Raw genomic sequence first — 24,652 nt, forward strand, 5'->3', positions numbered from 1 at the left:
ATAAATTTAATGTCCAAAAAAGAAGAACAACAAAATAATTTAATGGATAAAATCATTAGTTTAGCGAAACGCCGCGGCTTTATTTTTCCATCCTCAGAAATTTATGGAGGATTTTCCAGTTCCTATGATTATGGGGCGATTGGTGTGGAATTAAAAAATAATATTAAAAGAGCATGGTGGAAAGAAATGCTTCAAAAACAGAACAACATTTTTGGATTAGACAGTGCTATTTTAATGTCTCCAAAAATTTGGCAAGCCTCAGGTCATTTATCAGCGGGCTTTGCTGATTCTTTGGTTGAGTGTACAAAATGTCATCATCGTTTTCGTGAGGATAATGTAGAAAATAATAAGTGTCCTGATTGTGGGGGAGAATTGATGCCGCCAAGAAAATTTAATTTGATGATGAAAACTTTTGTTGGGCCCGTAGAAGATGAGGCAGCAATTACTTATTTACGAGCGGAAACCTGTCAGGGAATTTATATGAATTATGAAAATGTTTTAAATTCAATGCGAGCAAAAATTCCTTTTGGTATTGCGCAAATTGGCAAAGCTTTTCGTAATGAAATTAACCCTGGTAATTTTACTTATCGAATGCGCGAATTTGAACAAATGGAAATGCAATTTTTTGTTCATCCTTCCGAAGCTGATAAATGGTTTGAATATTGGGTGGAACAGCGATTAAATTGGTATATTTCATTAGGTATTAAAAAAGAAAATCTGCGTTTGCACCAACAAACAAAAGAAGAACTAGCTCATTATGCGAAAGCAGCGGTTGATATTGAATATAAGTTTCCATTTGGTTGGAAAGAAATAGAGGGAATTCATAATCGTGGCGATTGGGATTTGTCCAACCATTCTAAATATTCCGGACATGAATTAATTTATTTTGACGAAAAAACAAAAGAGCGTTTTATTCCTTATATTATTGAAACTTCAGCTGGTGCTGATAGAAGTGCGTTGGTTTTTTTAATTGATGCTTATGAAGAAGTGGTTGGTGGAAGGACTCAAACAACTGAAGCAACAAAAGAAATAGAGGTTGTTTTAAAATTTCATCCATTTATTGCGCCAGTTAAGGTTGCTGTTTTTCCTTTGTTGAAAAACAAAGAAAATCTGGTGAGTTTAGCTAAAGAAATTTATAATAATTTAAAATTGCATTTTATAACTTTATATGATGAGGTTGATTCAATAGGCCGTCGTTATCGTCGTCAAGATGAAATCGGAACTCCATACTGTGTAACAGTTGATTTTGAAAGTTTGGAAGATAAAACTGTTACGGTGAGAAATCGCGATACATTGCAACAAGAGAGAGTAAAGATTGATGATTTAATTAACTATCTTAAATCAAAAATTGAGACCTTTTAATTAAAGGTCGATATAAATAAAATAAAATATGGCAATTATTAAGATTAGAAGAATTATTGGAACTTCACCCAAAAGTTTTGATGACGCATTAAAAAATATTATTGAATTTGTTGGGAAGGATAAATATAATTTGACTGGTGTTAAAATCATCGATCAATCAGTTTCATTAGATAAAGGCAAAATTGTAGAATACAAGATTGTGGCGGATGTCGCTTATAAATGGGAAGAAAAATAAAAATGAAAAAGAATAATCAGCCTACTATCCTTAAAAAAGAAGGATTAAATTTTTTGCTTATACCGCTTAAAGAAGCAACTAGCGTGACTTTTTTGATTTTGGTAAAAACTGGTTCTGAATATGAAAAACCAAATGAAGCGGGAATTTCGCATTTTTTGGAGCACATGTGTTTTAAGGGCACCAAAAACAGACCTAGTCCAAAAATTATTTCCACCGAACTTGATTCAATTGGTGCGGTTTATAATGCTTTTACTTCTCGGGAATATACTGGTTATTATGCTAAGGCAGCTGCGGAACATACTGATAAAATTTTAGATATTGTTACTGATATTTATCTTAATTCTTTGTTTGATTCTAATGAAATAGAAAAGGAAAAAGGGGTAATTTTAGAAGAAAAGAATTATTATGAGGACACGCCAAGTGTCAAAATTGAAGAGTTGATTTTTGAATTATTATATCCCAAACAAGCAGCAGGACGGCCGATTATTGGAGATGAAAAGGTAATTAAAAATTTGAAAAGAGAAAATTTTTTAGATTACCACAAAAAACATTATACCAATGAAAAAACTCTTATTGTCTTAGCTGGTAATTTTGAGAAGGAGAAGATTATTAAAAAAATTGTAAATTTAATGAAAGATATTCTTCGGGGAAAAGGTGGTGAAAAATTTAAGACAATTATTAAAAAACAAGTGGAACCACAAGTTTTAATCCATAATAAAAAAACCGACCAAACACATTTAATTTTGGCTGCAAGAACTTTTAATTGTTTTGATGAGAGACGGTATGCATTATCAGTTTTATCAACTATTTTAGGAAGCGGTATGAGCTCCCGACTTTTTCAAGTTATTAGAGAGGAATTAGGAGCAGCTTATTATGTTTATTCATTTAATGATTTAAGTTTGGACCATGGTTTTTTGGGTATTGCGGCTGGTTTGGCTTTGGATAAAACTGAAAAATCTTTGATGGCAATTAAAAAAGAATTGGACAAATTAAGCAATGAATTAGTTGGTGACGAAGAATTAAAAAAAGCCAAAAGCTTTATTAAAGGAAAGTTGGCCCTTTCTTTAGAAACGACCAATGATTATGCATTTTATTATGGTTCCCAACACCTTTTTTACGGACAAACATTCTCTTTGAGGGAGATATTTAATAAAATTGATGCTGTGGATAAATTAACAATTAATAAGTTAGCAAGGGTTATTTTCCAGCCAAAATCATTGAATTTAGCCTTAATAGGACCATATGACCAAAAAGACAAAATGCGCTTTAAAAAAATGCTAATTTGATTTAAAATAATAAAGAAATGGAAATAAACAAAAACAAATTAATAGATGATTTAATTAAAGACGGATTTTTGAAAAGTCCGAGGCTTATTGATGCATTTAGAAAAGTTGATAGAATGAGTTTTGTAATTGATTATGTAAAAAATGAGGCTTATCGGAATACGCCATTGGCCATTGGTTTTGGACAAACCATTTCTCAACCATTAACAGTAGCATTTATGTTGGAATTATTAGACGTTAAAGAAGGTAATAGGGTTTTGGATGTTGGTTCTGGTTCGGGTTGGACAACGGCTTTGTTGGCGGAATTAGTGGGAGAAAATGGAAAAGTTTATGGAATTGAAATTATCCCGGAACTTTATGAATTTGGTAAAGCCAACGTGATGCGTTATAGTTATATTACAAAAGGAATTGCCGAGATGTATTTAGGTAATGGCTTATATGGTTTGCCAGACAAAGCGCCCTTTGATAGAATTTTGTGTTCAGCCGAAGCAAGGGAAATCCCCGAAGCCTTTAAAGAACAGTTAAAAATCGGCGGTAAAATGGTTTTGCCAATGAATAACAGCTTATGGCTTATTGAGAAAAAAACTGAAACCGATTTTGAATCAGAAGAATTTCCAGGTTTTGTTTTTGTGCCTCTTATTGAAAAACTAAATAATTAGTAATGTTTAGGATAACGATTGTTAAAAAAATCTTGCATTTGCAAGAATTTTTTTCTTTTTTATAATGGAGATGGGAGAAAATCCCATTCAATAGATCTTTTAAAAATAAAAAAAGAAGGAGGTGAAAATAATGAAAGCAAAACCTGGTTTTAATGAAAAGGATTTTAGGAAAAAATTTAAATTGTGGGAGAATGGCGAGGTCGGATTGAAACATTTTACTTCCGATGAAAGAGCAGAATTGTTGGAAACTGGTTACATCACTCAAGAACAATTTATTGAGTTGATGCCGGAAAAACTTCAAGAATACTGGCGGGCAATTAGTGAATTGCTTAGCAAAAAAAGGGTTTTTCGGAATACTGACGCAGCCACTGCCTTGCCGCTTGGTTTAAAAGGCAGGTACCAACGCTTGAATATGTCTCGCGGTATTTTAATGAAGTTCAAAGAGTGGGGGATGCTGGAGACAATTCGTATTGGTGCTCATAATGTTTACTTTTCAACTGCTCCTGGCTTCTATACTCAAGATGAAATTTTAAAGCTGATTCCAAAAGAATATCAGAAAAACGTTTTGCAATTATTTGCTGATGATTGGACATCGATTCAAGAGGTAGCTAATTTGTTGAATTTATCCTCGCGATTTCTGGAAGAAATTTTGGATGCTTTTGTAAAAAGGGGGTTGTTGGTTAAAGGGAAAGGCGGCTATCGTCGTTCGCAAGCGTTGAAAGAGGCGGGTGTTAGTGTTGAATCCCTTGAGGCTTTAGATTTAGTTCAGGCGCATAATTTACTGATGCAGGAAAAAGAACGCAAAGCAGCTACCCAAAAGATTACCAGTTTGAAAGAAATAAAAGAAGTGGTTGAAAGAGATATTCGCCATAAGAGTGTTAAAATGCTTCAAGAAGAAATCAATGAAGAATCGGCGCGTTTAAGCTTTATTGGTGAAGTGCGCTTCGGCAATCAATTTGTAGATGTAGAACTGGTAGAATGGGCAATAAATATACTGAAAGAATATTTTAAACCTCATGTTATTATTGCTTCTGACTTTGTTCAGGGCGATTTCCGCGGAATTCAAGTTGAAAGACTGCGCTCTTTGACAAGGACGGGTCTTCAGCGGATAGAGCAGCAATATTCTGCAGCCAATTTGTTGTTAAAAGAACTAGAAAAAATTGCCAAAAACAAGGTTGTCTATCTTTTGTCTGATGATGATTGGCAGGTTTCTTTGTCCCGAGTGATTATTGCCCTAGAACAATTCCGAGGCATTAGAGGATTGGGTATTGGTAGTCGTTGGCCAGAAGAAATAAAACGTCTTTCTGGTGCAGACTACTATCGTTTAATGAAAATCCAGTGGGAAACAGTTCAGCCTTATATGTATCGAATCGGTCGCTCCCTTCTTAATGCCGATGAAGTAAAAAAGGTTATTGGTGATCATATTACTGAACTCTTGGTGATTATTTTTATTTTGCTGTTCGAAGAGTTTAATAAGCCGATCCCTGAAAAGTATAAAAAGTTGGTTGATGTTGAAGCTCTTCATAGCGATAAACCGGGTTCTAAAAGAATCATTAGTCCTGATCCCATCAATCTCTATCTGAAAAATATCCAAAAAAGAATTCTTGCTCAGCATAATATTGCCTTCTCAGACATTACGCAGTACGTGGATAGCGGATTGATTCCAGAATGGATTTTGCGCAATCTTCAAGCTCGCGGTCGAGAAACGCCTTACATTTGGGTTGATTTCCACCAAGAAAGATTTTGGGGTACTAAGTTGTACAATACTTTCATTTTTAATTTACCCGGCTGTCAGAATCCTTTACCAGCTGCTGAAGGAAAAATCAAAACTTTTCACACAAAAATTCTTTCAGATAAAGCCCATCGACAAATCTATTTCCGAAAAGAACCACCAACGCCTGGTGTTGTAAACTTTGAAATTTTCAAAGATGGTCGGCTGCGCATCCATGTTCTTAACAACAAAATCAAAGATGTTATTGAGAAAGAAAAGGATGAACCAGAGAAAAAAGATTTACTTGCCTACACTTCAGATTGGCAGTTTGGTTCTTTAACTATGAGACCCGAATGGGTGATAAAATTCCTGGACTATGCTCTTTTTAGTAGACGAGCGACTAATTTGGCGCTCAATGGTGACCTCATTCAGGGTTTTCATTATCCGAGGTTCGTTTCTGAAAACAGACCAAAAAGACTAGTGTCCGTAAGCAGCCAGAAGGCATTTACTACCACGTTGCTCAAACCATTTTTCCCAGCGCCTAATCTTGAAACTATTGATGTTTTGTTGGGGAATCATGAATGGGAAATTTGGGGAGCAGACATTACTGGACAGAATAATCTCGAATTCATCTTCTTTGTTCTTAAAGAAATATACGAAAACCAAAAGTTATTTAAAGCTGATCTCAAAGTACCTGATATTAAAATTTGGAATAGAGTTAGAATTGTTAAAACTGCTGGGAGACATGGTTCAACAATCAACCATCCATATGGTAGCAGAGTGCTCAAGTCAAACTACAAGATTGCTATTCAACATCAGTGGTATCCGCGTGGCGGCGGAAGAACACCAATGCATTCTCAAATAACTTGGTTAAGAAACATTGCTCAAGCTGCTTCTGATTTACATGTTCTTTTTGGTGGGCACAAACATACTTTTTGGATTGCGATGATTGCTGAAATTTTGATGTTGCAACTTCCTGGTCTGAATGACCAATCAGCTTTTGAATTTGCCCGTGGCCTGATGCCTCAGTCAATGGGTTGTCTGGTAGAATTTTCCAACAAAAGCGGCGTTACCATTGAATTAATCCCTGTTGAATTTCTAGAAGAATATAAATGCATCTCTCCGTTCTACAAAGAAATAGATGAGAAAGGACTTCTTGATCGTCCAAAACCAGGAAGTGTTGAATACAGATATGGCCTAGATTCTCCATTCATTCACCAATTAGAAGAACAAATTGACGCCGAATATCCAGAAGTGTAAACAGAATTTCAAATTTAACAACAATATAGAGGGTCCTTGTGACCCTCTATTTTTATTTGATTTTTTAAAGAATTTTATTATAATTATGTAAAATTATGAGAAAATTTTTAGCGGCAATTTGGGATACAATTGAAGTAGCAATAGTAGCGTTAGTGATAGTTTTAATCATTCGCACTTTTTTGTTTCAGCCGTTTTTTGTTGAAGGAGCCAGCATGTACCCCAATTTTAAAAACGGAGACTATTTAATTGTTGATGAATTAACCTATCGATTGCGCGAACCTCAAAGAGGAGAAATTATAGTTTTTCATCCGCCTCAAGCAGCGAAAGAATACTATATTAAAAGAATTATTGCTTTACCCGGTGAAAAAATTGAAATTAAAGATGGACAAATAAAAATTTATAATCAAAACCATCCCGAAGGATTTGTTTTAAAAGAAAATTATCTATTAGACAGCAAGACACCAGGCGAAATAAGTTTAACGTTGGAATCAAATGAATATTTTGTTTTGGGCGATAATAGATATGCTAGTTATGACTCGCGAGCGTGGGGGACTGTAACAAAAGATAAAATTATTGGTATAGTTCGTTTGAGAGTTTGGCCATTTAATAATGTAAAAGCTTTTTCAACGGTCCAATATCAAAATTAATTAAAATATGGGAAGAAGACCAAAAGATTTTTTCAAAAATAAAATAAAAAGGCCAAAAATGAAAACAATTCTTCAGGCGCCTAAGGGTATGCCTGATATTTTACCTGAGGAGAATTTAATTAGACGTAAAATTTTAAAAGTGGTAGAGGAGTTAGCGGATTTTTATGGTTTTGGCCAAATCGAGACGCCTATTTTGGAAGAAACAAAACTATTTCTACATGGTACTGGCCCAACAAGTGATGTTGTTCAAAAACAGATGTTTAATTTAAAGACACCCGGGAAAGACTTGTTATCTTTACGTCCCGAATTTACGCCCAATATTGTCCGCGCATATTTAGAAAACGGGATGTTCAATTGGTCTAAGCCAGTTAAATTATTTGCCTGGGGTCCCGTCTTTCGTTATGAACAACCGCAAAGAGGAAGATATCGCCAATTTTGGCAATGTAATTTTGAAATTTTAGGATCATCAGATTCTATTTATGACGTTTTAATTATTCAATTATTTTTTAATTTATTTACTGAATTGAAAATTAAAGATTTAATTGTTGAAGTTAATACCATTGGTTGCGATAATTGTCGACCAATCTGGCACAAAGAATTAAAAAATTATTTTAAATCCAAAAGAAAATTTTTATGCGTTGATTGTAAAAATCGTTTAAAATTAAATCCTTTGAGAATTTTGGATTGTAAAAATGAAAGTTGTCAAAATTTAAAAAATGATGCCCCTAAAATGATGGATTATTTATGCACTGAATGCCGCCATCATTTTAAACAAATATTAGAATACTTGGAATCTTTAGGGTTGCCATATACAATTAATCCATATTTAGTGCGCGGATTAGATTATTATACTAAAACCGTTTTTGAAATTAGGAAAAATGATGATAATTTAGCATTGTGCGGTGGTGGAAGATATGATTATTTAGTTGAAATGTTGGGCGGCAAGTCAACACCTGCTGTTGGTGGAGCGGCTGGAGTCGAACGTTTAGTAGAAATTGTTAAAAAAACTTTGAAATTAGATAACAATCACAAAGCAAAAGTATTTTTAGTAGCGATCGGGGATTTGGCCAAACAGAAAGCATTACAATATATAGAAGTATTCCGTAAGGCCAAGATTGATGTGATTGAATCTTTTGCTCACGAATCATTAAAAGCTCAAATGAGGCAAGCGGATAAAGTTGGAGTCCATTATGTTATTATTATAGGCCAGAAAGAAGCTATTGATGGTACGGTAATTTTAAGGGATATGACAGCCAGCATTCAAGAAGTTATTGATGGTAATAAAATCGTTGATGAATTGAAAAAAAGATTTAAAAATGATATTATAAAAACATTATAAATCATATGAATGAGTGTATTTTTTGCCAAATTATTAATAAAAAAATTCCCTCAGAAATCGTTTTAGAAAACGATAAAGTTATTGTTTTTAAAGATATAAATCCCAAAGCCGAAATCCATCTTTTGATTGTTCCCAAAAAACATATAGCAAATATAAACGAAATTAATGAAGAAGATAGGGAATTGTTGGGAGAACTTTTTTTAACTGCTAAAAAAATAGCACAACAATTATCATTAATTGAAAAAGGTTATAAATTGGTAATGAATGTTGGTCGAGGCGCCGGTCAATTAATCGACCACATTCATTTACATCTTTTAAGTGGTTCATTTAATAGGTCGCTTAAAGAAATATAAATAAAGAGTTTATGGCTATTGAAGTGAATAAAAAACCGAACGAGCCAATTAATAATTTTCTTTTACGATTTAATCGCGCTTTAAAACAAGCTGCTGTTTTAGATGAGGCACGAAAAAAACGTTTTTTTGAACCAGAAATAAATCGTAATCGCAAAAAACAATCAGCGGTATATCGCGCACAAATAAAAGAAAAAATAATGGCTCTCAAAAAAAGAGGGATTCTTACTGGGAAAGAAGATCTTAAGCTAATCAAAAAACTCTTAAGAAATCCCAAATGGTCTTTTACTAATTTGCCTAAATAATGAAACCTTTTCTTGTTTTAGATTTAGGTAATCAAAATATCAGGGGGTTGGTAGTTCAACCAACAAAAGATTATTCCAAAATAAAAATTTATACGGTTTTTGAGCGACTCTCTGATGGTATGAATAAAGGCGCCATTAATGATTATGGTGCCTTTTGTAATGTTTTGTTTGAAACTTTTGAGGATATAAATAAGTTAGGGTTTAATCCGAAACAGGTGGTAGTTAATATTGCTTCGCCCCATTCAAATTTTAAAATAACTAAAACAACAGGGGGAGTAACAAGGGGAGATTCTCAGATTACCAGGAATGATCTTGTACAACTTGAAGAAAAAATTTATGAAACCCACAGTGAAACAAGTAATAAAATTATTGAACATATTATTCCTCGAGATTACACCGTTGATGGTTTGACTAATATTAAAGATCCAATTGGGATGCACGGATATCGTTTAGAAATGGAAGCGGCTGTAATTGAGGTATTAAATACTCATTTCCAAAATCTTTCCAAGGTTTTTAAAGAATTAAACAAAAATTTGTTGATCTCGCCAGTTTTTAGTCCTTTGGCAGCTTCTTTTGGTTGTCTGACTAAAAAACAACAAAATGTTGGTACTATTTTAGTTGATATTGGCGCTCAAAATACCAGTTATATTATTTACGAAGATGACAAATTAATTGATACAAAAATTTTACATTTAGGAGCTGATAGTATTACGCATGATATTGCTATTTGTTTGAAAGTACCTCTAGAAACAGCAGAAAAAATTAAATTAACTTGCGGTTATGCTTTAGCGGCCGAAGTTAGTCGTAAAGAAAATATCGATGTTTCTAAAATCAGTAAGGAAATTGATTATGCAATCAATAAACGATATTTAGCGGAAATTATTGAAGCTCGATTAGAAGAACTTTTTGGATTTATTAATAACGAAATTAAGAAAAATAATGTCTATAATAAATTAGCGGGTGGCGTGGTTTTGGTTGGCGGTGGCGCCAAGTTGCCCGGTATGGTTGATTTTATTAAAAAATATTTAAAATTGCCCGCTAAAATAGGATATCCCAATTTAGAACAAATTGAAGCAAGCGAAAAACATTTGGATTTGATTGATGATCCATCATTTGTTGAAGTTGTAGGATTGGCATTGTTTATGTTGGCTTATTCTTTTAGTGGTAAGTCTATTGAGTTTGTAAAAACAATGCCCCCTAGTGATATATTGAATAAAATTAAAAAATTCTTTAAAATCTTTTTACCTTAAAAAATTATGACTACAAAAAAGAAAAATAAAAAAATTAAAAAACAACAGAAAAAATTGATAAAAACTCAGAAAAAAACAAAAAGAATTAAGGCAAGAAAAAAAGCCGATTTAAAAAAGAAGAGGGCAACAAAACAAACTTTAGAAACATCGGTAATATTGCCAAAAATTGCAGTTAAAAACTTGAGAAAAAATAAAGCAAAATCCTCTAAAGAAAATCATCTAATAGAATTGGGGAATTTTCCCGTGATTAAGGTTATCGGCATTGGCGGTGCAGGCGGAAATATTTTATCAAGAATGAAGCAGGCAAAAATTCAGGGAGTAGAATTTATCGCTGTTAATACCGATTTACAGGATTTATACAAATGCGGCATTCGGCGTCGAATTCATATAGGGAAAAATATTTCTAAAGGAATGGGAACAGGAATGAATCCAGAAATTGGTCGCCAAGCCGCAGAAGAATCCCGCCCTCAAATAGAAGAGGCCCTAAAAGGCGCCGATCTCGTTTTTCTAACCTGCGGATTAGGCGGTGGAACTGGTTCTGGCGCTACGCCTGTAATTGCCGATGTTTGTCAACAGCTCGGGGTTTTAACGGTTGCTGTAATGACAAAACCTTTTTCTTTTGAAGGTAGTAAGCGTTCGCAAATCGCCGAGGAAGCGCTTTTGAAAATTAAAGATAAAGTAGATTCTTATATAGTTATTCCCAATGACAGAATTTTTAATATCATTGATAATTCAACTCCTCTTTATAAAGCTTTTGAGTTAATCGATGATATTTTAAGACAATCAGTAAAGGGTATTAGTGATTTAATCAATATGCCCGGTATTATTAATGTTGATTTTTCTGATATAAAGACCATATTAAGTAATGCCGGGATGACGTTAATAGGATTAGGAAAGGCCAGTGGGGCAGAGCGCGCTGTAAATGCAGCGAAGAATGCTCTTAATTCTCCATTATTTGAATATTCTCCTCATATGGCTAAAGGTGTCTTGTTTAATATTATGGGAGATAGTAGTCTGACGATGACGGAAATTAATGAGGCAGCACGTTTAATCACAGAAATTGTTGATCCTTCTGCCAAAATTATTTTTGGCGCCATGGAAGATCCAAAAATTAAAAAAGGGGAAATAAAAATTATGATTATTGCGGCAGGATTTGATAATTCTTCAAAATACCAATCCTACACGGCAAATCAACAAAGAACTATTTCTAAATCTAATATAGAAACTATTACTACAGAAATTAAAGAAGAAAAAGAATTAATACCTACAGATTCTCTAGAAGAAATTCCAGCTTTTTTGCGAAAAAAGAAAAAATAATTCATTTATTCTTTATTTTTTTCTAATTGGGATTCTGGTTTTGTCCAGGAAGCATAGTTACATTCGGGATAGCGAGAACACCCATAAAAAATCCTTCCTTTCTTTGTTTTTCGTATTACAATATAACCATCATTACACTTCGGACATTTTAGTTCAGTGAGGTGATTATTATTATTCATTAAACTTTTGGTATTTTTGCACTTGGGAAAATTAGAGCAAGCCAGAAATTTACCATAACGGCCGTATTTAATTACCATTTCAGCACCGCACAATTCGCATTTTTCATTTGTTTTTTCTTCAATAGTATTTTTAGCTACTTCAATATATTTTTTGTCGAGGTTTTCTTTAAAAGGAAGGTAAAATTCGCGTATAACATCTTGCCAGTTAATTTTTCCATCGGCAATTTTATCCAAATCTTCTTCAATTTTTGCAGTAAAACCAATATCAATAATTTGGGGAAAATGCTGAGTAAGTATATCATCAACTAATATGCCGATTTCTGTTGGTATAAATTTTTTATTTTCATCTAACTCAACGTATCGTCTTTCTTTTAGGATGGAGATGATTGTGGCATAAGTTGAAGGGCGGCCAATACCATAATCTTCTAGTGTTTTAATCAAACTAGCTTCGGAATAGCGAGGAGGGGGTTCGGTGAAATGTTGAAGAGGAACAACTTTTTTAACTAATAATTTTTGATTTTCTTGAAGTGGGGGCAATTCATTTTCTTCAAATTTTATCGGATAAACTTTTAAAAAACCATCAAAAATTAATTGACTGCCGATAGTTTTAAGGAAAAAAACATCATCATCGTTTTTCGCTTTTATATCAATCAATAATTTTTTAATTTGAGCCGGCGCCATTTGAGAAGCAATAAATCGTTGCCAAATTAAAGTGTAAAGTTTATAAAGTTTATTATCAACCCTACCTTTAATTTTTTCTGGTAAAATATTGGGGTCGGTGGGGCGAATAGCTTCGTGAGCTTCTTGAGCGAGGCGAGATTTATTAATAAATTGACGACGATTGTAATATTTTTCCGAGAATTGATTTATTATTACTTCTTTGGCTTTATTTAATGACTCCTCTGATAAATTAACGGAGTCAGTCCTCATATAAGTAATTAAACCTGTTGGTCCTTTACCAAAATCAATTCCTTCGTAAAGCTTTTGAGCTAAAAGCATTGTTTGTTTGGCTGAGAAATGAAGTTTTTTCCAGGCCTCTTGTTGGAGGGTGCTAGTAATGAAAGGTGGTAGAGGATTTTTTTGGGTTAATTTTTCTTCAATTTTATTTATAATAAAATCTGCCTTTTTCAGTTTATCAACAATTTCTTCAGCATCTTTTTGTTTTTTTATATCGAATTTACCCAAAACCTTTTCATTAATTTTATAAAGATGGGCACAAAAGCATTTTTTGCTGCCGGTTAGAAAATCAGCTGAAATTGTCCAATATTCTTCTGGTTGAAATTTTTTGCGTTCATTTTCTCGCTCAACAATTAAATGCAAGGCTGCTGATTGAACTCGTCCAGCAGATAAACCATGAAAAATTTTTTTCCAAAGAAAAGGGGAGAGAAGGTAACCGACTAAACGATCTAAAATTCTTCTGGCTTGTTGAGAAAAAACTAGATTCATATTGATATCACGAGGATTAAGCAAGGCATTTTTAATAGCTGATTCAGTAATTTCGTGAAAAGCGATACGTTTAATATTTTTATCAGATAAATTATTGTTTAATAAAGTTTCTTTTAAATGCCAGGCAATGGCTTCTCCTTCACGGTCTTCATCGGTAGCCAGAATAATTTCAGAGCTTTTTTCAGCTATTTTTTTTAATTTCGTTAATTGTTTTTGATTTTTTCGAATAATGATATATTGTGGCTTAAAATCATTTTCTATATCAATGCCTAATTTTGATTTTGGCAAATCCCTTACATGGCCATAAGACGCCTCAACAAAATAATCAACCGTTAAAAAGCGGCTAATAGTTTTTGCTTTGGTCGGAGACTCTACAATGACTAAATTTTTCTTTTTATTTTTAACAGGCATATTTAAAATTTAAAACTTCACTTGATATCCGCCCATATCCCACTTAATTAAATTTTTTAATTCCAACAGTGTAATAATTTGATTAACGACGCCAGTATCAAATTCGGAAATTTTTATAATATCATCAATAGAAAGGGGGGATTCTGATTTCTTTATAATATCCAATATTTTCTTTTCTTCAACAGTTAAATTATTAAATAATGTTTTTGTTTTTTCAAAATCAATGTTTAGGGTTAAATTCTTTGCAATATTCAATTCATCTAAAATATCTCCGATGTTATGAACTAATTTGGCGCCCGATTTAATTAATTGATGATTGCCTTCATAATTCTGGGAAAAAATTGATCCGGGGACGGCGAAAACTTCTCGATTTTGTTCTAGGGCAAAACGAGCCGTAATGAGAGAGCCAGATTTTAATGGAGCTTCAATCACAATAGTTCCAAGAGCTAAACCGCTAATAATTCTATTGCGAGCTGGGAAATGATGTTTAAGCGGCGGAGTTGAAAGAGGATATTCCGAAATTAAAGCTCCACTTTTAACAATTCTTTCGGATAATTTTCTATTTGCAGAAGGAAAAATGATGTCCAATCCCGATCCTAATACGGCAATAGTTTGTCCTTTGTTTTCTAATGTAGTTTGATGACAAATAGTATCAATTCCATAAGCTAATCCGCTAACAGTAATAAATCCACATTCTACTAATTCTTTTGTAATTTTTTCCGCAACCATTTTTCCATAATTAGTAGCTTTGCGCGTTCCCACAATTGCTATTATTGGTTTATTATTAAAATCAAATTCGCCAAAAATATAAATTCCTAAAGGTGGTTCGGCGATTTCTTTTAATAAAGAGGGGTATTCTTTTTCTTCTAATAAAATCAATTTATACTCCCCATCTTCTAATTTTTCCCATTCTTTTTGAGGATTAATTTTTTGTTTGTTTTGGTAAAAATTCTGGATAGTTTCTAAAGAAAATTTTGGGTAATAATTTAGAAAATCATTATAATCATCAACAAACCAGATTTTTTCAAAAGATTTATAAAAATTCTTTAGTTTGCTCAGTAGATTATAATTGCAGGCGCTGGCTAGATTTAAGGCATTGAAATAAATTTTTTCCTTCAAATTTTGCATATTTTTTGTTAAAATAATAAAGCCTTGTTTTATCAGTGATTTTATCTTATAATATATAAAATTTTTGAATGCTTGTAAAATCTATGCCCAATAATCAAAATAATCAAGGTAGGAAATCTTTTTTTGCCAATATCGACAAGAGAATAATAAAGTCGCTTACGATTTATGGCATTATAATCGCAATTTTTATTCTAGCTTTGATATTATCATTTTCAATTATTAAAAAACAGGGATCTGCAATAAAAAACACAAGAATTGAATATTCGACCTTATTACAACAATCAGAAATTTATAGTAATTTACAAAAAAATGCAAAATTATTATTGCCTTATACAAAAAATATTCAAAATTTAATTCCTGATAAAAATCACTTGATTGATTTTAGTGAATATTTAAATCAATTAGCAAATAAGCATAATTTAGAATTGGGTTTGGTTTTTAAAGAAGTGGGTGCTGACGATGAGAAAAAAATTGTTTTTCAAAATATTGACCAGGCGACTTTTTCAATAAATATTCGAGGAACATCAGATGATTTTTTGGCCTTCATCAAAGATTTAAAAACATTTCCGTATTTTATCGACTTTTATAATTTCAATATTACAAGCACCGGAGTCAATGCTGATAAAAAAGAAGTTTTTTCTTATAATATAGAAGGGAAGGTCTTTATCCAAAAATAAAATAATATGTCTCTTTTTTCAACAAAACAAAAAAATCATAATACTTTTAACCCCAAAGAATTAAATCGCAAACAACTCCAACAGCAAAACTTGATTTTTATAATTTCTGCGATTATTATAATAATAGGATTAATTGTGGTGGTGGTGTATACTATCAATTTTTTAGTTGGACAGATGGATGAAATTTTTGAAACAGTAAAAAATACAGACGTTAATTTAGAGGGATTTGATATTAAAGGATTTAACGAGATAAAAGAAAAATTGCAATTAGGAGGAAGTGAAATAGAGAAATTTTTGGAAGAAATAGAAGAAACAATAAATCAAACTGCTACTACGACACCAAAAGAAGGTTTTATGGAAGGAGTTACTAGTACTTTAGAAAACGTCACTACTACCGTCACTATTACTTCTTCGCCTCCTTCAACTATTTCTGCCACCCCAACAACTACTTTAACAATTACGCCTTCGCCAGAAGGATTCTAAAATGCGTGTGTAGTTCAGTGGTAGAACGCTGTCCTGATAAGACAGAGGTCGGAGGTTCGATCCCTCCCACACGCACCATTGACAAATAATATGTTTTGATTATAATAGAAAGTGAAGTGAGTGCTTTTCCTGAACGTTTATTCGTTTAGGAAATCCAATTACCGTGGAAAGCCGCCCGTAAGGGCGGTTTTCTTCATTATTTCTTGATTTTGATTATTTTTTTGATATACTTGGGACAGTATTTAAATCTTTAAAAAGGAGGTGCAAAGTGATTTTAAAATATTCCGATTTAAATAAGGAAGAGCAAGATATTTTGATTAGAGCAAAAGAAGCTAGAAAATTATTCGTTCTTTTTTCAACAGCAGAAGCGGGAGTTACTTTGAAAATAAGCGATGGAAGAATCATGACCCATGGTAATCTTGATCCAACGGCTCTATATCCCAGTCTCAATGCTATTCTGGTGCTAATAAAAAATATAAGAAAGAATGACAAAATAGAAAAAATTGCTATTGTAAGTAATGAAAGTAAAGAAGTTTGGGAAACGGCGATATATGTATTAAAAAGATTCCTAAAAGAGCGGTGTGAAAATGCAGAAATTTTTATTTCAAATCCAACACTTGAAATAATAAATAAATACAAATTAACCATTTAAAAGCGCCCTCTGGCGCTTTTCTATTTTTAATTGCTCTTTTATAGAAATTGATTATAATATTAAATAGATTCGGTTCTATTCTGGCCCGAAGGTTGAGCACTCACTTAAATGGTAATTGGAGTCAACCTCCTTCGGGCCAGAATGGAACGGAAGCAAATAAAAATGGAATTACAAAAAAATATTTTATTAAAACAATTTACCACTTTTCAAATTGGCGGACCAGCTGAATATTTCGTTGAAATTTCCGATTTAGAAGGATTAAAAAATTCTATTCAAAAAGCATATCAACAAGACAAACCATTTTTTGTTTTGGGAGGAGGTTCCAACTTGTTGGTTAGTGATAGCGGATTTAAGGGTCTTGTCATAAAAATTAAAAATGTGGGAATGGAGTTTCTAGAAAATAATAATCAGATAAAAATAATTGTTTTAGCCGGTACGCCCTTAGCGTTACTTCTTCAAAAAACTCTTGAAATGGGTTTGACAGGATTAGAATGGGCAGCAGGTATTCCGGGAACAGTGGGAGGAGCGATTTTTGGAAATAGCGGAGCTTATGGGCAAAGCATGGGTGAATGCATTAACAAAGTTTTAGCTTTAAACCCTCAAACATTTGAAATTTATGAATTTTCTCAAAAAGAATGTGAATTTTCTTACAGAGATAGTATTTTTAAAAGAAATAACTTTATTATTTTATCTGCTGAAATAATACTTTTGAGAGGGGATAAGGATTTAATTAAGAAAAAAGTAGTAGAATATATAAAAGAAAGGAGAATGAAAACACCACCATATCCCTCAGCTGGTTGTATTTTTAAAAATATTTCTATTGATAAATTAACACAAGAACAATTAAGGCAAATTCCGCCCGAAAAAATTAAGGGTGGCAAAGTGCCAGTTGGATATTTAATAGATCAATGTGGTTTAAGAGGAAAAAGAATAGGAGATGCTCAAATTTCAGAAATGCACGCTAATTTCATTATTAATTTAGAAAATGCCAAGGCTGCTGAAGTTTATCAGTTAATAAACCTTTGCAAAGAAGCAGTTTTGAATAAATTCGGAATTAATTTAGAAGAAGAAATTCGTTATTTAGGGAATTTTTAATAAATAGTCGTTTAAAAAATATAATTTTTATGAATATTAATTATAAAACTAAAAATCTTGTTCTCGATGAAGAAATAAAAAATTATCTAGAAGATAAAATTAGTAGTCTTATCGAAAAATATCTTTTAAAGCTTGATGAAAAAGAAAATATTCAGGTTGATTGTGAGATTTCTCGAGAAACCCATCATCAAAAGGGAAATGTTTATTATGTAGAAGTTAATATGGAATTGCCAGGGCGTATTTTAAGAGCAGCAAAATATCATTCCGATATTCAGAGCGGAATTGATGAAGTAGAGGGGGATTTAAAAAGACAAATTAAAAAATATCGAGAAATTAATAAAGCTAAAACACGAAAAGATTGGTTAAAATTAAAAAATTTTATCAGAGGAATTTTTAATAAAGAGTAATTCTTGACAAATTTCAAACTAAAAATAAAATTGATTATAATTAGCACTCAAAGGTCGAGAATGCTAATTTAAAAAATTATAAAAATATGCTCAAACCTTTATCTGATCATATTATTTTAGAACCTATCAAAGAAGAAATGGTTACTGAAGCCGGTATTATTTTGCCGGAAACAGCAGAAAAAGAAAAACCTCAAAAAGGCAAAGTTATTGCTGTTGGACCAGGTCGTATTAAAGAAGATGGGACAAGAATACCATTAGAGGTAAAAGTAGGAGATGTTGTTCTTTTTCATCAATATGGACCTTCTGAAATAAAAATTGATAAAAAAGAATATTTGGTCGCCAAAGAAGATGATATTATTGCGATAATAGAATAAAAAATCTATTCCGAACCCGCTATAAAAAAGCGGGGAGGGATAGATTTAAAAAATATGGCTAAACAAATTCTATTCAGTAGTCAAGCGAGGATGCAATTAAAAAAGGGCGTTGATAAATTAGCAAATGCTGTAAAAATTACTTTAGGCCCGAAAGGTCGCGCGGTCGTTTTGGAGAAAGGTTATGGTTCTCCAGTTGTTACTTTGGATGGAGTAACGATTGCCAAAGAAATCGAATTGCCAGATAAAATTGAAAATGTTGGCGCTGAATTAGTTAAAGAAGTAGCATCAAAAACTAATGATGTGGCTGGTGATGGAACAACCACTGCTACTTTATTAGCACAATCATTAATTAATGAAGCTTTAAAAAATGTAGAAGCGGGTGTTGATCCCATTGGAATGAAAAAAGGAATGGAAAAAGCAACGGAAGAAGTAATAAAAACTTTAAAAGAAATGTCCAAAACTATTTCCACCAAAGAAGAAATTGCTCAAGTAGCAACTATTTCTGCTCGTGATAGTGAGATTGGTAATTTAATTGCCGAGGTTATTGATCAAGCAGGTAAAGATGGTGTGATTACCGTTGAAGAATCTCAGACTTTAGGATTAACCAAAGAAGTGGTTGAGGGATTACAATTTGATCGCGGATACGTTTCTGCTTACATGGTGACTAATCCTGAAAAAATGGAAGCAGTTTTGGATGATCCTTATATTTTAATTACTGATAAGAAAATTTCTGCCGTAACAGATATTCTCTCTTTATTAGAAAAAATTGTTCAAACAGGCAAAAAGAATTTATTAATTATTGCAGATGATGTAGAAGGTGAGGCTTTAGCAACTCTTATTGTAAATAAATTAAGAGGTATTTTCACTGCTGTAGCTGTTAAAGCCCCTGGTTTTGGTGATAGAAGAAAAGAATTGTTACAGGATATTGCGGTTATTTGTGGTGCTGAGGTGGTTTCTGAAGAATTGGGTCGAAAACTAGAAAATGCTGATATTTCTGTTTTAGGTAGTGCCCGTCGGGTTATTGTCGATAAAGAAAAAACCACAATTGTTGATGGTCGTGGGTCAAAAACTGAAATTGAGAAAAGAATAAAACAAGTTAAAATGCTTTTGGAGAAAGCCGAATCAGAATTTGATAAAGAAAAATTACAAGAGCGATTAGCTAAATTGAGTGGGGGTGTTGCAGTTATTAAAGTTGGTGCTGCTACTGAAGTAGAACAAAAAGAAAAACAACATCGCATTGAAGATGCAATTGCTGCTACAAAAGCCGCCATTGAAGAAGGAATTGTGCCAGGCGGTGGCATTGCCTTATTACGCGCTTCCGAAAAATGCAAATCATTGCTGGAAGAATTAAGAAAAAATCCTGAGGATTTTGCTAAATTTGTTGGCGCTTCAATTATATTGGAAGCAATTAAAACTCCAGTAAAACAAATCGCTGAAAATGCAGGAGAAAATGGAGAAGTGATAGTTAATGAAATTTTAAAAAATAATGATTTGAATTTTGGTTTTAATGCTGCTACGGGAAAATATGAAGATTTAGTTAAAGCAGGTATTGTTGATCCTACTAAAGTAACGCGTTCGGCTTTGCAAAATGCTGTCTCTTGTGCTTCCATGCTTTTAATTACTGAGGCAGTAGTAGCGGATTTACCAGAAAAAAAGGAAAATGAACACAGTCACGGACCTGCTGATTTAGCGGGAGAGTACTAATAAAGCTTAACAAAAAGCCCGAGTGTTGTCACTCGGGCTTTTTGTTTTTAAAATAATATCATGAGTAAAAATTATATTTTTGTCGCTATTTTAGATAATATTCGTAGTCTTCTAAATGTTGGTTCTATTTTTAGAACAGCAGAAGCTTTAGGTTTTGAAAAAATTTATTTAGGAGGAATTACACCATCTCCCAATTCCGAACATCATAAAAAAATAATACACAAAACTGCTTTGGGTGCAGAAAATTTCTTGCCATGGGAAAAAAATTATAAAACCCTTTCACTTATTAAAAAATTAAAAAAAGAGGGTTTTTATATTATTGCTTTAGAGACAATAGCTAAAAGCAAACCCTTAAATAAATTTTTAAATTTACCTAAAAAAAGTCAAAAAATAGCTTTAATAGTGGGAAATGAAGTGAAAGGAATAAATAAAAAATATTTAAAATATTGTGATAGAATTTTAAATATTCCAATGACGGGCAGAAAAGAATCTTTAAATGTTTCTGTAGCTTTTGGCATAGGAGCTTTTTGGTTAAAAAATTTAAAATAACTAAAAAATTTGGTATAATAAATTTAATTAGTCGCTATAAAAAACATAAAAAACATGAAAAAATTAAGAGTTGCTATAAATGGTTTTGGTCGTATCGGACGCGTCTTTTTTAGACAGGCATTTGATAATAAAAATTTAGATATTGTAGCAATTAATGATTTAGCAGATATTGAAACATTAACTTATCTTTTAAAATACGATTCTGTGTATGGAGTTTATTCCAAAAAATTAGAAATTAATAAATCAGAAGAACACCAAAAATTAGTTATTGACAATAAAGAAATTTTGTTTTTGCAACAGAAAGACCCTGCTCAATTGCCTTGGAAAGATTTAAATATCGATGTAGTAATAGAAGCTACTGGTGTTTTTGAAAGTTTTGAAAAATCAAGCTTTCATTTAACCGCGGGTGCAAAACGGGTAGTTATAACTGCTCCAGCCAAAGATGATGATGGTAGTTTAAGTAAAGGAGCCACAATAATTTGTGGTATTAATGATCATTTAATTGAAAAAGTTAAAATAACATCTAACGGATCTTGTACTACTAATGCTATTGCACCAGCTTTGGCAATACTAATTAATTCAATTGGTATAAAAAAGGCGATTTTAAATACCACTCATGCCTACACTGCTACACAAAAAATTGTTGACGGTCCAGATGCTAAAGATTTGAGACGAGGCCGTGCTGGTGCAATTAATCTCGTTCCTTCTACTACTGGCGCGGCGATTGCCGTTGGAAAAGTTCTGAAAGAACTGGACGGTATTTTTGATGGCATTTCTATTCGAACTCCAGTACCAACCGTTTCTTTAGCTGATATTACGTTTTTAGCAAATAGAAAAACTTCAGCAGAAGAAATAAATCAAATATTTATAAATGCTTCAAAAGATTCTCATTGGCAGGGTATTTTTACAGTTGTTTCTGATCCAGTGGTTTCAACTGATTTAATTGGAAGTTCTTTTGCAAGCATTGCTGATTTATCATTTACTAAAGTAATTGATGGGGATTTAGTTAAAGTTTTGATTTGGTATGACAATGAATGGGGTTATGCAACCTCTTTATTAAACCATTTATTAAAAATTGCAGAAATTAAAGAATAGTTATGATGAAAATATTGTTGCGATTTATAAAAGAAAAGTGGGAATTGATTTTTCTCGTTATTTTTTTTGGATTATTGTTTTTTTATCTTTTATCCTCCCACATTCTTTACCCAGCTAATAATAATTTATATTCGTCTGGTTCAACTTGGGGCGATTTAGCATTTCACCTAACTTTAATTAATAGTTTTAAAGAAAGAGGTTTTGTTGCAACATTAAAAAACTTTCCAATTTATCTTGGAGAAAAAACACGCTATCCTTTTATTTCTGATTATATTTCAGTACTACTTTTAAAACTGGGAATAAATCTGCGCTGGTCTATTATTATTCCTTCATTATTGTTTCTAATTGGTTTTATTGTTTGTATTTATTACTTAGCTTTGAAAATTAGTAAAAAACGTTTGGTGGCATTTTTCACTCCCTTTTTATTTGTTTTTAATGGTTCGATTTTTGGGCTTTATTATTTTTGGCAAGATTTTAAAAAAAGTGGCCAAACCTTTATAGATTTTCTAAATCGGATGCCACTACAATATACCCATTTATCTGAACAAGGTATTGAATTTTCAAATATTATTGCTGATTTTCTTTTACCTCAGCGCGCTATTATTCTGGGATTGGTTTTTTCTTGTTTAGCATTGATTTTTCTTTGGAATTATTGGGAAACAAATAAAAAAAGGGAGTTGTTTAAATCAGCTATTATAATTGGTTTATTGCCTTTAATTCATACTCATTTATTTTTGTCTTTGATTTTATTCTGTCTTTTTCTTTTTTTAATTCAATGGCTTTATTTTAGAAAGTTATCTCTTAAAGATTGGTTGGGGTGGGGGATAATTATCTTTATTTTAGCTATAGGTCCTGTTTTGTGGCTTTTCCCATTTGGCAATAAAAGTTTTTTTCGAATTCAGTTAGGTTGGATGGCTAATGGAGAATTTTTCTGGTTTTTTTGGTTAAAAAATCTTGGCTTATACTTAATTTTTCTAATTGCTAGTTTTTCTATTATTAAAAAATACCCTCACGGAAATAAAATTATTACTTTTTATCTACCTGCTCTTTTTATTTGGGTGATTTGTAATATTTTTATTTTTCAGCCCTGGGAATTTGATAATATGAAAATTTTTATTTTTTGGTTTTTGCTTTCAGTAATTATAATTGCTTTTTATTTTAATTATCTTATCGAGAAAAATACAATTTTTTTCAAAATTTTATCAATAATTTTACTTTTAGTAACTATACTACCTGGATTATTAACAGGTTATCGAGAATTAACATTGAGATTTGTTTTATATACAAAAGCTGATTTAGAATTAGCCGATTTTGTTAAACAAAATACGAAAATCAATGAAGTTTTTCTTACTACCGATCAACACAATAATCCGATTTCCTCTTTGGCTGGTCGCCAAATTTTAATGGGATATAGAGGTTGGCTTTGGTCTCATGGTATAGATTATAAAGAACGTTTTAATGATTTACTTAATATTTACAATGGATCAGATAATGCTTATCAATTAATAAGCAAGTATAGCCCAAACTATATTTTGGTAGAAAAAAAGCCAGATTCTCCTTGGATAATTAATCAAAATTATTTTAGAAGTTATTTCCGACCAATTTTTGAAAACTCTTCATATGTGTTATATAAAATCGAAAATTGAGTTATAATATAATCGTATGCTTTATTTAGGAGCCGACCATGGCGGTTATAAATTTAAAGAAAAAATAAAAGATTTTTTACGAAAATCAGAAATTGAATTTGAAGATCTCGGTAATTTGGAATTTGACCCTCAAGATGATTTTCCAATTTTTGCTTTTCGGGTAGCTGAAAAAGTTTCTCAAAACAAAGGCAAAGGCATTTTAATTTGTACTAATGGAATAGGCATGTCTATTGCAGCAAATAAAATTAAAGGAATAAGAGCAGCATTAGTGACCACAAAAAAATCAGCCCAACAATCCCGAGAACATTTAGATGCTAATATTTTATGTTTGGGCGCGCACACCATTTCCTTTTTGACTGCTAAAAAAATTATTCGCACGTGGTTAGCAACAGAATTTTCTCAAAAAGAAAAATATATTCGTCGCTTAAAACAAATTGAAGAAAAAGAAAATGCATCTGATTCCAACAATTAATGAACAATCATTTGAAGCAATAAAAGAGAAAGTAAAAATAGTAGAAAATCTAGTTGATATGATTCAGCTTGATATTGCGGATGGAAAATTTACTTCTTATAAAACTTGGGATAATCCTGAAGATTTGCTTACTTTAAATGGTTTTGTTCAATTTGAAATTCACTTGATGGTAGAAAAACCAGTTGAAATTTTTGAAAGATGGTTAAAAATTCCCACGGTTAAACGTATTATTATTCATGTCGAAACAATTACAGAAAAAGATTTTGCCAAAATTTATACCATCACTAATCAATATCAAAAAGAATTAGGTTTAGCTATTGAAAGTAAAACACCATGGGAAGCATTAGAACCATATTTAGCTAGCATAAAATTTGTTCAAATTTTAGCTGTTTCGGCTGGACCAGCTGGTCAAACATTTGAATTTCACAATTTAGAAAAAATAAAGAGTCTTAAAAATAAATATCCTAATTTAATTATTGAGGTTGATGGGGGAGTAAATAATGATACAGCTCCTTTGATAAAAGCGGCAGGAGCAGATATTATTTGTTCTTCATCATACCTCTTTTCGGATATTAATAAGGTCGAAGAAAAAATAAAATTTTTAGAAAATATTTAA

At 32.0% G+C, this 24,652-nt stretch carries 25 protein-coding genes and 1 tRNA gene; 24 read left to right on the plus strand and 2 right to left on the minus strand.

Going from position 1 to position 24,652, the window contains the following annotated elements:
* Positions 1-9: 9 nt before the first annotated feature.
* From N2692_01965 to ftsZ, 11 genes are all read left to right on the plus strand, one after another.
* Positions 10-1,362, plus strand: coding sequence for a glycine--tRNA ligase (locus N2692_01965; protein ID MCX8016045.1), 1,353 nt, complete (start codon positions 10-12; stop codon positions 1,360-1,362).
* A gap of 28 nt (positions 1,363-1,390) precedes the next feature.
* Positions 1,391-1,597: a dodecin family protein gene (locus N2692_01970; protein MCX8016046.1), complete on the plus strand. Its 207-nt coding sequence runs from the start codon at positions 1,391-1,393 to the stop codon at positions 1,595-1,597.
* Positions 1,582-2,883, plus strand: coding sequence for an insulinase family protein (locus tag N2692_01975; GenBank protein MCX8016047.1), 1,302 nt, complete (start codon positions 1,582-1,584; stop codon positions 2,881-2,883). Before N2692_01970 ends, N2692_01975 begins: the two co-directional genes overlap by 16 nt.
* A 17-nt stretch (positions 2,884-2,900) precedes the next feature.
* Positions 2,901-3,539 carry a protein-L-isoaspartate O-methyltransferase gene (gene pcm / locus N2692_01980; protein MCX8016048.1) on the plus strand — a complete coding sequence of 213 codons (639 nt, stop codon included), beginning with the start codon at positions 2,901-2,903 and terminating at the stop codon, positions 3,537-3,539.
* Positions 3,540-3,669: 130 nt separating this feature from the next.
* The gene (locus N2692_01985; GenBank protein MCX8016049.1) at positions 3,670-6,510 is read left to right on the plus strand and encodes a hypothetical protein; all 2,841 of its coding nucleotides are present in this window, start codon (positions 3,670-3,672) and stop codon (positions 6,508-6,510) included.
* A gap of 95 nt (positions 6,511-6,605) precedes the next feature.
* Positions 6,606-7,157, plus strand: coding sequence for a signal peptidase I (gene lepB, locus N2692_01990; GenBank protein MCX8016050.1), 552 nt, complete (start codon positions 6,606-6,608; stop codon positions 7,155-7,157).
* A 7-nt stretch (positions 7,158-7,164) separates the two neighbouring features.
* Positions 7,165-8,496 (plus strand): histidine--tRNA ligase, encoded by a 1,332-nt coding sequence (gene hisS / locus N2692_01995; protein MCX8016051.1) that lies wholly within the window; start codon positions 7,165-7,167, stop codon positions 8,494-8,496.
* A 5-nt stretch (positions 8,497-8,501) separates the two neighbouring features.
* The gene (locus tag N2692_02000; GenBank protein MCX8016052.1) at positions 8,502-8,849 is read left to right on the plus strand and encodes a histidine triad nucleotide-binding protein; all 348 of its coding nucleotides are present in this window, start codon (positions 8,502-8,504) and stop codon (positions 8,847-8,849) included.
* Between the two features lie 11 nt (positions 8,850-8,860).
* Positions 8,861-9,151, plus strand: coding sequence for a 30S ribosomal protein S21 (gene rpsU / locus N2692_02005; GenBank protein ID MCX8016053.1), 291 nt, complete (start codon positions 8,861-8,863; stop codon positions 9,149-9,151).
* Positions 9,151-10,401, plus strand: coding sequence for a cell division protein FtsA (gene ftsA, locus N2692_02010; GenBank protein ID MCX8016054.1), 1,251 nt, complete (start codon positions 9,151-9,153; stop codon positions 10,399-10,401). Before rpsU ends, ftsA begins: the two co-directional genes overlap by 1 nt.
* A gap of 6 nt (positions 10,402-10,407) precedes the next feature.
* The gene (ftsZ, locus tag N2692_02015; GenBank protein MCX8016055.1) at positions 10,408-11,718 is read left to right on the plus strand and encodes a cell division protein FtsZ; all 1,311 of its coding nucleotides are present in this window, start codon (positions 10,408-10,410) and stop codon (positions 11,716-11,718) included.
* 5 nt (positions 11,719-11,723) lie between these two features.
* Here ftsZ and topA read toward each other — a convergent pair whose 3' ends face one another.
* Both topA and dprA read right to left on the minus strand, forming a co-directional pair.
* Positions 11,724-13,754 (minus strand): type I DNA topoisomerase, encoded by a 2,031-nt coding sequence (topA, locus tag N2692_02020; GenBank protein ID MCX8016056.1) that lies wholly within the window; start codon positions 13,752-13,754, stop codon positions 11,724-11,726.
* 9 nt (positions 13,755-13,763) lie between these two features.
* Positions 13,764-14,882 carry a DNA-processing protein DprA gene (gene dprA, locus N2692_02025; GenBank protein ID MCX8016057.1) on the minus strand — a complete coding sequence of 373 codons (1,119 nt, stop codon included), beginning with the start codon at positions 14,880-14,882 and terminating at the stop codon, positions 13,764-13,766.
* A gap of 83 nt (positions 14,883-14,965) precedes the next feature.
* Here dprA and N2692_02030 point away from each other — a divergent pair, with 83 nt between their 5' ends.
* From N2692_02030 to N2692_02090, 13 genes are all read left to right on the plus strand, one after another.
* Positions 14,966-15,559, plus strand: coding sequence for a hypothetical protein (locus N2692_02030; GenBank protein ID MCX8016058.1), 594 nt, complete (start codon positions 14,966-14,968; stop codon positions 15,557-15,559).
* A gap of 6 nt (positions 15,560-15,565) precedes the next feature.
* On the plus strand, positions 15,566-16,042 hold the full coding sequence (locus N2692_02035; protein ID MCX8016059.1) for a hypothetical protein: 477 nt from the start codon (positions 15,566-15,568) through the stop codon (positions 16,040-16,042).
* A gap of 3 nt (positions 16,043-16,045) precedes the next feature.
* A tRNA-Ile gene (locus tag N2692_02040) sits at positions 16,046-16,120 on the plus strand.
* A gap of 190 nt (positions 16,121-16,310) precedes the next feature.
* Complete coding sequence (locus N2692_02045; GenBank protein ID MCX8016060.1) at positions 16,311-16,694, plus strand: hypothetical protein; 384 nt, start codon at positions 16,311-16,313, stop codon at positions 16,692-16,694.
* Between the two features lie 141 nt (positions 16,695-16,835).
* The gene (gene murB / locus N2692_02050) at positions 16,836-17,789 is read left to right on the plus strand and encodes a UDP-N-acetylmuramate dehydrogenase (GenBank protein MCX8016061.1); all 954 of its coding nucleotides are present in this window, start codon (positions 16,836-16,838) and stop codon (positions 17,787-17,789) included.
* Positions 17,790-17,818: 29 nt separating this feature from the next.
* Entirely contained in the window at positions 17,819-18,196 is a 378-nt protein-coding gene (gene raiA / locus N2692_02055) for a ribosome-associated translation inhibitor RaiA (protein MCX8016062.1), read from the plus strand.
* Positions 18,197-18,282: 86 nt separating this feature from the next.
* Complete coding sequence (locus N2692_02060; GenBank protein MCX8016063.1) at positions 18,283-18,570, plus strand: co-chaperone GroES; 288 nt, start codon at positions 18,283-18,285, stop codon at positions 18,568-18,570.
* Positions 18,571-18,624: 54 nt separating this feature from the next.
* Positions 18,625-20,274: a chaperonin GroEL gene (gene groL / locus N2692_02065; protein ID MCX8016064.1), complete on the plus strand. Its 1,650-nt coding sequence runs from the start codon at positions 18,625-18,627 to the stop codon at positions 20,272-20,274.
* A gap of 60 nt (positions 20,275-20,334) precedes the next feature.
* Positions 20,335-20,823 (plus strand): TrmH family RNA methyltransferase, encoded by a 489-nt coding sequence (locus N2692_02070; protein MCX8016065.1) that lies wholly within the window; start codon positions 20,335-20,337, stop codon positions 20,821-20,823.
* Between the two features lie 54 nt (positions 20,824-20,877).
* Entirely contained in the window at positions 20,878-21,918 is a 1,041-nt protein-coding gene (locus N2692_02075; protein MCX8016066.1) for a type I glyceraldehyde-3-phosphate dehydrogenase, read from the plus strand.
* A gap of 2 nt (positions 21,919-21,920) precedes the next feature.
* Positions 21,921-23,564 carry a hypothetical protein gene (locus N2692_02080; protein MCX8016067.1) on the plus strand — a complete coding sequence of 548 codons (1,644 nt, stop codon included), beginning with the start codon at positions 21,921-21,923 and terminating at the stop codon, positions 23,562-23,564.
* A 16-nt stretch (positions 23,565-23,580) separates the two neighbouring features.
* Entirely contained in the window at positions 23,581-24,036 is a 456-nt protein-coding gene (locus N2692_02085) for an RpiB/LacA/LacB family sugar-phosphate isomerase (GenBank protein ID MCX8016068.1), read from the plus strand.
* Positions 23,999-24,652, plus strand: a complete 654-nt coding sequence (locus N2692_02090; protein MCX8016069.1) for a hypothetical protein — start codon at positions 23,999-24,001, stop codon at positions 24,650-24,652. The genes N2692_02085 and N2692_02090 overlap by 38 nt, the downstream gene beginning before the upstream one ends.

The sequence above is a fragment of the Patescibacteria group bacterium genome, assembly GCA_026415775.1.
Lineage (GTDB): Bacteria > Patescibacteriota > Minisyncoccia > UBA6257 > JAAZHW01 > SKW32.